Here is a 12,511-nt window from a genome sequence, read left to right on the forward strand (position 1 = left end):
TTATGGCTCAGCAACCCGATGACAAACGTCGCCTCTCCCTGCCGCCGGTGGACGAGATTGCCAGTCAGCTGGGGGCTAACCAGGAAGAATCGGTCGACCCCGATGAGCGTGCCATCGACCCTGAGCTTGAGGCGATGGCCGGCCGCTTTGTCGAGGATATCCTCGCCGAGAATGACGAGGAATCCATCGCTCGCCAGCGCCGGGCCGTAGACGAGATGGGGCTTGAGTTGCAGCAGCAGGCCGCGCATCGTAGTGCCATGTTGCAAACACCGCTGTGTCAGTTAGCCCATCAGGGCGATGAAGGTGGGCCGGTAGCCAAGGCGCTGGTCGATCTGCGCGGGCGCATGGAGGGCCTTGATCCCGCTCGCCATCGCCTAGCGCCGAGCGCGCTGGATCGTGTTATGGCGCTCATTCCTGGCGTCGACAGCCGCCTGCAGCGCTACTTCCAGAAGTTCGAAAATGCCCAACAGGCGCTAGACGCGATTATCGAGGAGTTGAAAGGCGGTCGCGATATGCTACATCGTGACAACGTTACTCTGAGCGATGACCAGCAGGCTTTAAATAAAATCCTTGCTGAGCTGAACCGCCAAATTGCGCTGGGCCGTTTGATTGATAGCCGCCTGCAGGAAGAGATTGCCACTCGCGATGCCGATGATCCGCGGCGTCACTTCCTTGAGGAGGAACTGCTCTTTCCCCTGCGCCAGCGCATAGTCGACCTCCAACAGCAACTGGCGGTGAGTCAGCAGGGCGTGCTGGCGCTAGAGGTCATCATCCGCAATAACCGGGAATTGATGCGCGGTGTAGACAGAGCCATTAACGTCACTGTTTCAGCCCTTACCGTGGCGGTGACCGTCGCCATGGCGATGGCTAACCAGCGCCTGGTGCTGGACCGCATCGAAGCCCTCAACACCACCACGTCGCAGATGATTGGTGGGACCGCCAAGGCGCTGCGCCAGCAAGGGGTCGATATCCAGAAGCGCGCTTCCTCAGCGATGCTTGATATGCAAGTGCTTGAGGAGGCTTTCAGCGAGGTGATGGGGGCGATCGATGATCTCTCAAGCTATCGGCAGGAGGCCTTGCCGCGGCTGGATGAGCAAATCGACCGCCTGGCGACCTTGGCGAAGCAGGGAAACGCCTCCATCGAGCGCCTCCGCGAGGGCAGCCAATCGCAACCACAGGACGGTCAAGCCCCCAGCTAATGCGTCATTAAGGAGCCTCTTGTTTCGCGTTATCTCATAGTGCTGCTGTCGGGATCAATCACAGTAGGTTGACAGCGATAAGCGTGAACGTGGCGACGAAGATAACAAACGCCAATAGGGCGAGTAGCCCATCGTGGGCCACCAGTGAAAGCCCTAGCGCTAGCAAAGCCAGCCCGGCAGCCGAAGAAGAAAAGGGCACCAGTTCCATGATCGGCATACATAGGCCGACGATGACGCACAGCACGGCAATGCCATAGCTGCCCCCTCTATGTACTAGGAAGGTTAGCCGTGGTTTAAGAACGCGATCTATGCCCCGTGCTGGCTTGCTGAGCCAATCGAGAGCCTTCTGCAGTTTGTTATGCTCAACCGAGCGGTCGAGGATGAAATGGGGCAACCAAAATTTTTTCCGGCCGATCAGCATCTGTACGGCTACCAGCAATACGAACAACCCCATGAAGAACGACATGCCAGGTACACCACTGAGAGGCGAAAATAGCGTGATGCCAATTAGCATCAACAGCGGCCCAAATGAACGGCTGCCAATCGATTCAACGACCATCTCGATTGAGACGTGATCGTTGTGGTGTGTTAACTCGCCCACTCGATCAAGCAGTTGTTCGAGGTTTTGCAACGGCTGGTTCATCCCTGTTCTCCGCGTAATGAGCCTTAAAATCAATCCTTCCTATTTAACGGTAATGTTGTTTTCCACCGTCTTCACCTGATCTTGTTCATGCGCGATGGCTTCGGCCCGGTCACGCTGCTGTGACGTTTCAACAAAGCCGCTCAGAATGGCTCGATCACCTTCCAGATCCACATCAATGGCCGAGCCAGCCAGCTCTATTGCTTCGAGAAGCCTAGCCTTGATTTGAACCGCTGCGAGAGAGTCTTGCTGCTCAAGTCTTGCTGATTCATTGACCGGCGAGCCTGCACAGCCAGCCAGCAATAAGATTAACAGCAGACAGCCTAATAGCCTGCTGTTGAACCAGTAGTATGGGCGCATTATTCCATATCTCCCTCTTGAATGGCGTCACGAGAACGGCTAATTAACCCTTGGCAATATTGCATGCTGGGGCCTGTGCCCACCTCTACCAGCGGTAAGAGGGCGGTGATTGGGCCAGTCAGGGCCCCCAGCGCCACGCTGGCGCCCGCACGCATCACCAGTGCTTCGCGGTGCACGCCCGTTTCGATGTTATCGAAGGTGCCACCCAAGTGAAGCGGAGAACGCCCGACAAAGACACTGGGGTCTTTGGGATGGGCGATGATGCTGATATCCAGGCGCTCCGTATTCAGGTCCACTTGGCCACCCAAGGTGAACGTGGTGTCGCCGGTATCCACCACGAACGTATCCAACTGGGTAACGCCGTCCCTTGCTTGGAGGTCAGCATAAGCGCAATCAATCGGGATCGGGTCGCGTCCCCGCGCCCAGCTCAGAAATGTCTGGCCAGCATCAAGCCCCGCGATCTCCACCAGCAAGGCGTCGAGTCTTCCGTCGTTCATCAGTAAAACTACGCCGCCGTCGGCCGAGGCCAGCAACTCTGCAATCGAGGAGCCTTCTATCCAAAGTTTGCCGCGCCCTCCGATGATACCCACGCTCTCATCAGCCAGATTCCAATGGCGTAAGGCAGCGTTGAGATCCACTCGCTGCACTTCCACTTGCAGCGTGCCGCTGGGAGGGTGAGTTTTAGTTTTCAAATCGAGTATGAGATCAACCTTTCCCTCCCCGACGCCGAAACCGATGGGCTCAAAGCGCCCCCGCCCCTCTTTAAGCACAAAATCGATAACCACGTTACTCAGTGGAATACCGTCGGCACGCACCGATTGCCCCCGGTAGCTGACATCTGCCGATACACCTTGCCATGCTTCGGTGATTATTTCGGTGTCGGGCAAGATGAAGCGGTCTTTGTTGCTGGTCTCCTCTGGGGTTTCCCCTGCGAGCAAGCCCAGGTCCTCAATATTGAGATGTGTTGAGCTGAGTTCTCCACTCACGTGAAGGGGGCTTACATTTGTGTCGAGTGCCAGATGGCCATTGAGATCGCTGCCACCGATGACGCCCTGGATATCGGTGAAGGTCCAACGTTGGTCTTCCAGGTCAAGTTCGCCGGTGACCGAGTAGGCGGGAAGCTCCGGCAGGGAGATGCCTAGCAGGCGGCTCAGGCGTTGGGGGTTCGGCCCTTCAAGAGCGAGCTGAAGATTCAGCCCTTCCAGTTCCAGGGGGCGCAGAAGCGTACCGTCTAAACGGATGTGCGTATCGACGATATCTGCCTCGAGGTCCACCGCATAGAGGCGGTTCGGGTCGCGCGCATTAAGCAGTGGATCGCCGTGTAGGTTAAAAGAGGCGGGGGCACTGTCGTAGTGACCTTCGCCTTGCATGTGAAACGTTTGCGCTTGGCTTTCAATGCTTAGCGTCAAGTCAGTGTCGGCTTGCGGGTCACTGAAACTTAGCTCTGAGGGTTCGAACTTTAGGCGACCGATGAACGGCAACAGCAGGTCATCACGTCTCTCGCTTGGTAGCGATTCGCTCATTTCCAGATGGAGTTCCCCTGATACTCTGCCGAGCCGATCTTCGATGGGCGTGAAGGTGTCGCTCAGCCTGGATAGGGCGATATTATCTACATCGATATCAAGATGCCCCGACGCAGGTGGCTGCGCTGCATCCAGCGTTAAGCTGGCGCTAAGCGAACCGTCACCCAGGCGAAACCGAACCGGCTCGGCTTCCAGCTGGCCTGCTTCCAGGTTGGCGGCGAGCGTCAAGTCGTTCAGGGCCAAGCCGTTGGGTAATACTAGCGTATTGGCGTTAAGTGACAGTTGCCCATCGAAGGTTCGCAGTGGCGCCAGGAAAGATTCATTCTCTGCCTCTTCGCTCTCGGTGGGGGTCGTCCTTTCAATCAGTTGCGCCAGGTAGATCCGCCCGGCTTCAAGATCCACCTCGACCAACGGCCGCTCACCGCTGAGTACTTCGATACTGCCGTTCACCTGGGTGGAGCCAATGCGTCCTTCAAGGCCCGTGGCGCTCCACTGATCATGATCGCGTACTAACTCGCCGGTAAGCCTAAAGCCAGGCAGTGGAGGCAGCACCGGCCCGAACCAGTCTTCCAACTGCTGGGCACTGTCGGCGGTGAGGGTCATGTCGGCGGCAAACGTTTGGGGCGATAGTAGCGATGCCAAGGTGGTCTCCGCCTGCACCCGGACAGCGTTGGAAGTGGCATCGACGTGCAGCGGGTAATCGTGCTGCAATGTGGTGTTTTCCAGATCCAACAAGCGCGTTAATGGCGCTCCCTGGGCCTGTAATTCCAATGGCTTACTACGCCAAGTGCCGTTGACGTTAAGCAGTAGCTCAGGCGGATTTTGTTCTTCGCTGGCCGCGAGGGTGCCTTCAAGATGGGTGTCTGCGTTTTGATGCTGATAATCAAACCGTGCGTGGCCGATGTGCAGGTGGGTAAGCAGGGTCTCGGTGGCTAGCGTAGGACGCTGTTCCATGGGCTTAAGCTCAAGCGAAATATCAGCGCTTACAAGGTTACCCGGCGGCAGTGCTTGATCGATTTGCGAGAGATCGAGTTGCGTTAAGGCTATCTGGGCGTCGGCTTGAACGCTCTCGGGACTGCTGGTGAGCGCGATATCTGCCTGGGCATGGCCGCCCGCGATGTCGAAGGTGAGCGGGGTGAGGGCGACCGAGTGATCAGCGAGCTCGAGCGTCCCTTGCAGGTTAAGCAGCGTTGCTTGTTTGAGAATTAGGCGGTCGGCGGCGATTGATACGTTTCCACGCACGGCCGGTAGTACGGGTATCGAGAGGCCCTGACTTTCCCCGCTTTCTGGCAAGGCTGACCGTAAAGCAGCCACATCAACTGTCGAAGTATGCAAGCGGCCGTCAAGGCTGGGCGCTTCACCGGACGTATCTATCGCGAGTTCACCGCTGAGCTGGCTGTTGGCCGTGGAGGCATCCACGTTATGTAATCGCCACTGGTTATCTTGACGTTCTAGGTCAGCCGCTATTTCAAGGTTTTCAAGCGCGATCTGAGGCAGTTTGAACCATTCTGCCCAATCGCGAAGTTGATGCAAGCTAAGCTCGCCACTCGCTTGAAAGCGTTGTAATGAAGGCGCTTGGGGAAGCTCGAATGTCGTGGTCAGCTGACTCTCGCCAGCGCTGAGAGAAATGTCGCCGCTGAACCCCTTGGTTTCAACCAGGAACGCAGCGACGGTATCCGTTTGGGCTTTCAGCTCAATGTCTCGTTGTTGAACGTTCAAGGTCGCCTGTGTGCGTAAAGTCTCGTCCCCCGCCTGTGTTTGAAGGGACGAAATAGCTACCGATAGCGGGCTGTCAGCATTGGCGCGCCAATAACGCACCGTTGAGTCGGAGACTGCTAGAGAGGGCATTGAGAAAGAAGAGGAGTCGTTTTCTGCCGGCGCTGATTGAGTGGTTCGCTCATCGACCAATACCCAGTTAGCGGGTGCGTTGTCGCGCTGCTCCAGGTTAAGTGTCGAACCAGAAAAATTCAGCTTCTCCAGCGTCAATTCGCCTTGCAGCAAATCGATGAGCGAGGGCGTCAATGTGACTTGCTCGGCAGTCAACAGGTGGTCAGCGGTAGTCCAATCGGGGTTGCTTATTTCCAATTGATGAAGCGCAAGCTGAGGATGTGGAAACAGGCTTATTTCCACGTCACCGTGGATCGCCACTGAGCGACCCGTTGCCTGCTCGATACGGTCAGTGATGACAGGCTTTAAAAAATTCCAGGGCATTAACGCTAAGGTAACCATGATAAGCGCGACACCGATGAACGGCGCCATCCACCATCGCCTTAGACGTTTGGGATCCCGATGCAGCATTATATTGGCTACCTTTTGATAAGCTGAATACGGAACAATGTTCCTAATATACTACTTGCACTTATGTTATTAATGTAGTCGCTGAGGTAAGTATTTGCATTTGAGTTATGTGATTAATAATGGTTAAAGCTATTTTTGTTAGGCTACTAATAAATAATTTAAAGAAAGATTAAAGAGTGATGTTGACTTAATAACTTTTTTTAAAAAACAGCCTGACTAATTTGAGAGAAAATACGCAAAAGGGGCGAAGATATTTTTGTTTTTATTTTAAAGTCATTTAATATCAGCGGCTTGGGAGCTGATTGAGAGCTGTAAGTTAAGTTGCTGCGGTTCGGTAACGCTTAAAGCAGTACGCTTTACAGAAAGAGTGCTCTTTTCTAACGTGAAAATACACCAACAGACGGGAGATAGAAAATGTCGATCAAACGGAATGTTTGTGTCACCACGTTAGCAGTAACGGCCACTGCCGCCGCTTTACAAGCGAATGCTCAGCAAACCCAGTCTCAGCAAGAGAGCGTGAAACCCCTTGGGGATTGGAACTATGAAGAGATTTATCAAACAGGCGGTATTAAAGCCGACAACCTTTTAGATGCTGAGGTCTTTGGTGAAAATGAGGATGAGATCGGCAGTGTCGAAAACGTGCTAGTGACCCAGGACAATAAGATTGCTGCCATCATCGCCCAGGTAGGTGGTTTGTGGGACATTGGTGATACCCACGTGCTAGTGCCTTGGGAAGAGGTTGAGCTGCATGACGACGGCGTAAGGGTACCTGTCACTGAGGACAACGCCGATGATTATGGGCTGTTTGACGCTGAAGAGTATATTTCGCAGCAAGACCTTAGCCGAACCCAGCAAGTTGAGGATGATGTTGAAGCTGGAACGGGTGTCTGGAAGCTGACTGACTTGCTTGACGACTATGCAACGGTAGGGGATGGCATTGGCTACGGCTATATCGACAACATTCTCTTCTCGCGTGAAGGCGAAGTGCAAGCGGTCATCGTAGAGACAGGCGCTGATTTTGGTGCTGGCACCTACGCATATCCTTTTTATGGGTATGGCTATGGCTGGAACCCAGGCCAGACAGCTTATTATACGCAGTATAATGAAGATGAAGTAGGTGGCATGGAGTCTTTCGATTTCGATCAATATGAAGACTTATTAGATGATTAATCGTTAATGGCTTAATTCATTCTCGCGAATAGAAATGCCGGTTTCTTAACGAGTGCGTTGGTAGCTACCGAGGCGCCGTTAAGGAACCGGCCTGTGCGCGGTATGTAAAGCGCATAAGCTTATCGATCCTTTATTTTCGCAGCGTTGCGTTATTTGATAATGGATTTGCTGAGAAACGGTCAGAGCACAGATATTAAAAACGTTATTCAAGAAACAGGTGACTGTCGATGAAAACAGCTAATTTATCTCGCTTAATGCTACTCACGATGGCTTCCCTTCTGCCGATGCATGTCTATGCAGACATTGATAGTTCACTCTCTCAACAGCAAACCGACCCAAATAATCTAAGCCAGACACAGCATGTTCAAGCCACTAGGCCGCTCAATGAATGGGATTACAGTGCTATTTACGAACAGAGCGGGTTTCGGGCAGAAGCATTGTTAGAGGCAACGGTGTTCTCCCCCCAAGAAGATGAAATAGGAGAAATAGTAAACATCGTGTTAGACCAGCAGAACCAAATTGTCACAGTGATCGCCGAAGTAGGCGGGATGTGGGATAGCGGAGACAGGCATGTTGCCATCCCCTGGGATGAAGTCGAACTGTATGAAGCGGGGGTCAAAGTCCCTGTACGGCAGGAGAACGTCGAGGAGTATGACCTTTTTACGAATGTTACGATTGATGAAGCCTATATTTATAAACAAGAAATGGAGCGAGTGAGCACTGTGGAAGAGGACGTTGCGACGGGACCACAGACATGGAAAATATCTGACATCATTGATGATTACGCCAGCATAGAAAGCGAAAAGGGCTATGGTTATAAGTACCTATACAAAAGAAATCCGATATTCTCTGCCATAGCCTGACAACACCTTCTGCACATGTTGTCTCAGGGACTGAAAGCTTTCATAAGCCGTTAGTGGCAACCACTCATACTTTACCTTGCGCCAGAGAATCTCGATTAGGTTCAATTCTGGCGAATAGGAGGAAAGGTAGATCACATAAACCCGCTGATTCAGCCACTCCTGTCGCTTGCGTTGAAACAGGGCCGAGCGATGAACACTGGCGTTGTCCATCACCACAATGGCAAAGGTATCCGGCGATTTGCAGGTAATAAAGTGATCAAAGGCTTCGATAACAACCTCGGTGGTGACGGTGTCTGTTGTCGAATGGTAAATCAGCTTGCCTTGGCGACTCAGGAAGCCCAGTACATTCAAACGCTGACTGCGTGAGTAAGCGGGCATCTTTCGAGGAGATCCGACGGGACTCCAAGCGTAAGGCAAGACCGACGACTGGGAAAAGCCAGACTCATCGAAGTAGTACAGGTCAGCTTCGCCTCGCGCTTCCCAGCGCTGAAGCTCGGCCAGTAGGCCTTGGGTATTACGAAAGTCCGTCTCGTCACGCCGATCCTTAAGAGATCGCCGAGCGCGTTTGAAGCTATACCCCAGTTTTTTTTAATGCTCGCTTGATCGTCATGGTGCTCGAACATTTTCCCGTTTCCTGCTGGAGTTGTGCCTGGATCGCTTTCAGCTGGTGAGGCTGTTCTTCTATAAGCGCCCGTAACCGTTCTCTCTCCTCGTCGCTGTAGATAGAAGGACGACCAGTACGAGGCTTATCACTGAGTCCTTCGAGTCCCTGTGCTTCCCAAGCATCGAACCAGAGCGAGACCGTCTCTCGTGTGACAGACAGGATGTTGCAAATCTGGTTGATAGTGTGTCCTTGATGGCTCAACACGATGGCATGGGCACGGCGACGCAAGGCAGGCTTTTTTCCATACGTATGGGTGGTCATGAGCGCCTGAAGGTCGGTGTCGGACAGAGGTAGTACAAAGCGGAATGTCATGCTCATCGTCCTGGTTCAATTGTCAGAATTATAAGCATAGCGGAAAATTTGTGTTCGGCTACTTATTACGGACGCCCTATTTACAAATAATGGCATTATGCAGGCTATTATTGTTAAACCATTGAGGGAGGAGTTTGGCTCAGGCCCCCGCGCATTCCCCTTTTACGGTTATCCTGAAGGCTGGCGGTCTGGCAGTTCTCACTATCAGCTTCCTTACGCTAGTGATGAGGTTAAAGAGCTTCCTGTTTTTGACTATGACAACTACGAGAGCGTATTGGATTAAAACGCATGGTGCTGTGCTTATCAGTGTTGTCCTTATCAATCTTCTCTATGAAGCGCTACCGGGCACTCTGTGATAGCCATTAGCACCTCTTTCACCCATTACAATCCGCCGGGGTAGTAGCGCGATAGGTCGCCATGGCTTCTTCCATTGCCTGTTGTAATGCCGTAATGCGCGACCCATGGGCGGGATGCGTAGAGAGAAATTCAGGAGGCTGACCGCTACCAGCCGCTGCCATGTTGCGCCACAGTGCCACGCTTTCTTGCGGGTCGAATCCTGCCTGCGCCATGATCGCCAGGCCCATCAGATCGGCTTCTTCCTCGTGGGCGCGGCTGAACGGCAGGGTGATGCCGAGCTGGGCGCCGAGGCCCAATGCCTGCATTAACTGCTGCTGTCCCATGTCTCCCTCGCCTAACAATCCTACCACTAGCATCCCGGCCTTAATGCCAAGCTGCTGAGTAAGGCGTTCATTGCCATGGTCAGCCAGCACATGACCAACTTCATGGCCGATCACCGCCGCCAGTTGGTCTGGCGTCTCGGCGACTTGGAGTAGGCCGGTATGCACGCCGATGCGTCCGCCTGGTAGGGCGAAGGCGTTGGGAGAATCATCTTCAAAGACGACAACCTCCCAGACCTCCGGTAACTCGTCAGCCGGATAGATGGCCTCGGTGGCGGCTATTATTTCCTGGGCCACACACGCTACCTGGCGATTAGCGGCTGCATCACGTGACACCGGCTGGTCACGGCGTAGTTGGTCGAAGGTATCCTCGCCCATCTGTGTCATTAAATTTTCAGGTACCAATGTCAGTTGGGAGCGACCAGTCGGCGTTTCATCGCAGCCGGTTAGCAGTACCAGAGGGAGCAGTAATAATAGTCGCAACAGGCGTCGTGGGCGCATCGCATCTCTCATCAATAAATCAAGCGAGTATACCTTGGCCTTAGCCAAGGGGAGAACCAAACCTCAATGCTGAAAGAGCTAGCGCGGGTAAAAAAGGGCGCCCTATCAGCAACTATTGCAGATAGGGCGCCCATAATGAAACCTGTTGTTTTGAAGCTTTTTAGACGTAGAAATCCAGATCTTCCTGCGCTTTCAATAGATCGCGCATTTTGATGGGGTCGTCTCCAAAGAAGAAGAGCAGGCCCCAGTGTGTCCCGAAGGCTGAGCGGTCAGGAACGGTTTCTTCTGCTGGCGCGACCAGTTCGTGGGACTCGAAATAGGGATGCTCAATCGTTTCTTTGGGCATTTCCAGCTTGCTGACCACCCGGCGGCGTGGGTACACACCGAAGCAACCGGCGTAGCCTTTCGCATCGACCACTTCGCGGGGGAAGAACGCTGCGACTTCCTCTTTTGTGCTTTTCGGATCGAACACTAGCATCGATGCTTGATAGGCGTTGAATCCGTAGGCTTTTTCGATCAGCTCGAAGGCTTTGAAGCCGGGTGGGCGGTAGGCAACCTCGCCAAAGTACATCTCGCCATCAGCTGTGACGAAGTACTCGGGGTGAATCAAGCCAAACTGAATATCGAACGTTTTGATCAGCAGCTCGATCTGTTTAGTGATCGCGGTGCGCCAGCTCTCGAGTTCCGCCGTCGCGGGTACGAATACCGAATAGCCAAGCGTCACGTATTCTGAAATATTCAGGAACTGGATTTTGCCATCGTGTATCCAGGCCTCAACGGCGAACTCCCAGCCATCCAGATGGCTTTCCATTAGCAGGGGATATTCTTCGTCCGGAATGTTGTCGATCTCTTCGATCTTGCGAATCATTCGGTGACCGAGGCAACCGGCTTTGTCGAATGCTTTGACGTGAATCGGGTCATCCGGGTCGCCATCGAGTTTAAGCAGCGTTTGGTTGACGCGCTTCATGAAGCGAACGATGTCTTCTTTCTCATGCGCCTCTTCGAAAATACCGACGCGAATACCGCCAAGCTGGGCACGACGCTTCATTAACGCCTTGTCACGGAACAAAATGGACTGGCCGAACATACGAGGACTGTCGAGAAGAACCGAGTTGATCGCACCGGACCATTCAACGGTTTCTTCAAACAGTGGGATGGCGATATCGACGCCTTCCTCTTTTAGCCTTTCGGCGATTTCCATGGAGCGGTCGTTTAACCGGATAAAGTCCCACGGAAGAAAAGGGATGTTGTTCGCGGTACAGAAATCCGCTGCCCATTCAGGAGCAACAACGATATATCGACGGTCGAATTTCTGCGCAGCCTTGATCGCGTTGATACTCCAGCCAAGTAAGGCGATATAGCCTTTATTGGGGTTTTTGGGAGTCTCTGTGCCTTTGACCGAGTCCATTTCTGGATCACGCCAAGACGCTACTGCTTCGGGTAATTGCTTTTCTGATGTAATCGACATTCGATGTCCTCCTTGCTGGTTGACCCAAACTGACTGTGCTGAGATTGGAGCGCACCAAGTGAGCTGAGCCACAGTCAGAAGTGTCCAGGAGCGATTGAGTCAGCCAGCATTAGAAAAGTTATTAGCGCACCCGTTGTAACTAACCTAGTCGATATGGTTACAAATGGCAATTAAACTGTAGAGTTATTGTTGAACAGCTGTAGAACTTTTTCTTCTGCTTGGGAGTTGATTATTTTTTCAAACGCACATGATTAATATCAGTAAATTCTCATACAACGTCAGCATGAATAGAGCAGTAGCTAGGTCATTATCGAATATGCTGTTAGGTATTAATGTTTAATTAATCTAGCAAAAGCGACTTATCTATTGCGATAAACTCACTGGCTTCATTAATCAAAGATGCGGCGGTAAGCTGAGGGACGCCATACACTTCAACTTTTTTACCGTACTTAACGCGTATTTTATTGACTAAAAGATTAAAGTCTCCATCGCCGGACACGAGCACAATAACGTCCGCCTGCTCAGCGTACTCCATGGCATCTAGCGCAATACCTATATCCCAATCACCCTTCGCAGAACCATCTGAACGTTGAATAAAAGGTTTCAACTTTACTTTAAACCCAATAGCTCTGAGTATGTTTTGAAATTCTCTTTGCTTTTTGTCACCCCTATCGATGGCGTAGCAAAAAGCTTGCACGACTTCTCTATTTTCAGTGGCTTTTTTCCAAAACTTATTGTAGTCAAAGTTTCGGCCATAAGCTTCGCGCGAAGTGTAATAGACATTTTGAATATCGATAAATATCGCTACTTTTTCCATCATATTTGATTGTCTCTTG

Annotated in this window: 10 protein-coding genes; 3 read left to right on the forward strand and 7 right to left on the reverse strand. The window is 52.4% G+C overall.

Features of this window, described 5'->3' with window-relative positions; all coding sequences use genetic code 11:
- Positions 1-2: 2 nt before the first annotated feature.
- Positions 3-1,199 (forward strand): toxic anion resistance protein, encoded by a 1,197-nt coding sequence (locus KO116_RS02355; RefSeq protein ID WP_035563919.1) that lies wholly within the window; start codon positions 3-5, stop codon positions 1,197-1,199.
- A gap of 58 nt (positions 1,200-1,257) precedes the next feature.
- On the opposite strand, the gene KO116_RS02360 is transcribed toward KO116_RS02355, so the two are convergent.
- Genes KO116_RS02360 through KO116_RS02370 form a run of 3 tightly spaced genes read right to left on the reverse strand, consistent with a single transcriptional unit; the run spans position 1,258 to position 5,981 of the window.
- Positions 1,258-1,842, reverse strand: coding sequence for an exopolysaccharide biosynthesis protein (locus KO116_RS02360; protein ID WP_035563917.1), 585 nt, complete (start codon positions 1,840-1,842; stop codon positions 1,258-1,260).
- 39 nt (positions 1,843-1,881) lie between these two features.
- Positions 1,882-2,199: a BON domain-containing protein gene (locus KO116_RS24065; RefSeq protein WP_052703706.1), complete on the reverse strand. Its 318-nt coding sequence runs from the start codon at positions 2,197-2,199 to the stop codon at positions 1,882-1,884.
- The gene (locus tag KO116_RS02370; protein ID WP_035563915.1) at positions 2,199-5,981 is read right to left on the reverse strand and encodes an AsmA family protein; all 3,783 of its coding nucleotides are present in this window, start codon (positions 5,979-5,981) and stop codon (positions 2,199-2,201) included. The genes KO116_RS24065 and KO116_RS02370 overlap by 1 nt, the downstream gene beginning before the upstream one ends.
- A 453-nt stretch (positions 5,982-6,434) precedes the next feature.
- Here KO116_RS02370 and KO116_RS02375 point away from each other — a divergent pair, with 453 nt between their 5' ends.
- Together KO116_RS02375 and KO116_RS02380 are read left to right on the forward strand one after the other, a co-directional pair.
- On the forward strand, positions 6,435-7,190 hold the full coding sequence (locus KO116_RS02375; RefSeq protein WP_035563912.1) for a PRC-barrel domain-containing protein: 756 nt from the start codon (positions 6,435-6,437) through the stop codon (positions 7,188-7,190).
- A gap of 227 nt (positions 7,191-7,417) precedes the next feature.
- Positions 7,418-8,053 carry a PRC-barrel domain-containing protein gene (locus KO116_RS02380; protein WP_045812051.1) on the forward strand — a complete coding sequence of 212 codons (636 nt, stop codon included), beginning with the start codon at positions 7,418-7,420 and terminating at the stop codon, positions 8,051-8,053.
- Here KO116_RS02380 and KO116_RS24465 read toward each other — a convergent pair.
- From KO116_RS24465 to KO116_RS02410, 4 genes are all read right to left on the reverse strand, one after another.
- Positions 8,015-9,029, reverse strand: a protein-coding gene (locus tag KO116_RS24465; RefSeq protein ID WP_144408548.1) for an IS630 family transposase whose coding sequence is annotated in 2 segments (ribosomal slippage) — positions 8,015-8,632 and positions 8,634-9,029 — 1,014 coding nt in all. Because the reading frame shifts where the segments join, the coding sequence is not laid out codon by codon here. The two genes, KO116_RS02380 and KO116_RS24465, sit on opposite strands and share 39 nt — an antisense overlap.
- Positions 9,030-9,403: 374 nt before the next feature.
- Positions 9,404-10,207, reverse strand: a complete 804-nt coding sequence (locus tag KO116_RS02400; protein WP_035560446.1) for a M48 family metallopeptidase — start codon at positions 10,205-10,207, stop codon at positions 9,404-9,406.
- A gap of 160 nt (positions 10,208-10,367) precedes the next feature.
- Complete coding sequence (locus KO116_RS02405) at positions 10,368-11,675, reverse strand: ATP-grasp domain-containing protein (RefSeq protein WP_035560449.1); 1,308 nt, start codon at positions 11,673-11,675, stop codon at positions 10,368-10,370.
- A 340-nt stretch (positions 11,676-12,015) separates the two neighbouring features.
- Complete coding sequence (locus KO116_RS02410; protein WP_035560884.1) at positions 12,016-12,492, reverse strand: NYN domain-containing protein; 477 nt, start codon at positions 12,490-12,492, stop codon at positions 12,016-12,018.
- Between the last annotated feature and the right edge of the window lie 19 nt (positions 12,493-12,511).

The organism is Halomonas sp. KO116, assembly GCF_000734975.2.
GTDB lineage: Bacteria > Pseudomonadota > Gammaproteobacteria > Pseudomonadales > Halomonadaceae > Vreelandella > Vreelandella glaciei.

What these genes read in the sequence shown, in the direction of transcription:
- KO116_RS02355 (WP_035563919.1), top strand. Translation starts at nt 3, where the DNA reads ATGGCTCAGCAACCCGATGACAAACGTCGCCTCTCCCTGCCGCCGGTG.
- KO116_RS02360 (WP_035563917.1), bottom strand. Translation starts at nt 1,842, where the DNA reads ATGAACCAGCCGTTGCAAAACCTCGAACAACTGCTTGATCGAGTGGGC.
- KO116_RS24065 (WP_052703706.1), bottom strand. Translation starts at nt 2,199, where the DNA reads ATGCGCCCATACTACTGGTTCAACAGCAGGCTATTAGGCTGTCTGCTG.
- KO116_RS02370 (WP_035563915.1), bottom strand. Translation starts at nt 5,981, where the DNA reads ATGGCGCCGTTCATCGGTGTCGCGCTTATCATGGTTACCTTAGCGTTA.
- KO116_RS02375 (WP_035563912.1), top strand. Translation starts at nt 6,435, where the DNA reads ATGTCGATCAAACGGAATGTTTGTGTCACCACGTTAGCAGTAACGGCC.
- KO116_RS02380 (WP_045812051.1), top strand. Translation starts at nt 7,418, where the DNA reads ATGAAAACAGCTAATTTATCTCGCTTAATGCTACTCACGATGGCTTCC.
- KO116_RS02400 (WP_035560446.1), bottom strand. Translation starts at nt 10,207, where the DNA reads ATGCGCCCACGACGCCTGTTGCGACTATTATTACTGCTCCCTCTGGTA.
- KO116_RS02405 (WP_035560449.1), bottom strand. Translation starts at nt 11,675, where the DNA reads ATGTCGATTACATCAGAAAAGCAATTACCCGAAGCAGTAGCGTCTTGG.
- KO116_RS02410 (WP_035560884.1), bottom strand. Translation starts at nt 12,492, where the DNA reads ATGGAAAAAGTAGCGATATTTATCGATATTCAAAATGTCTATTACACT.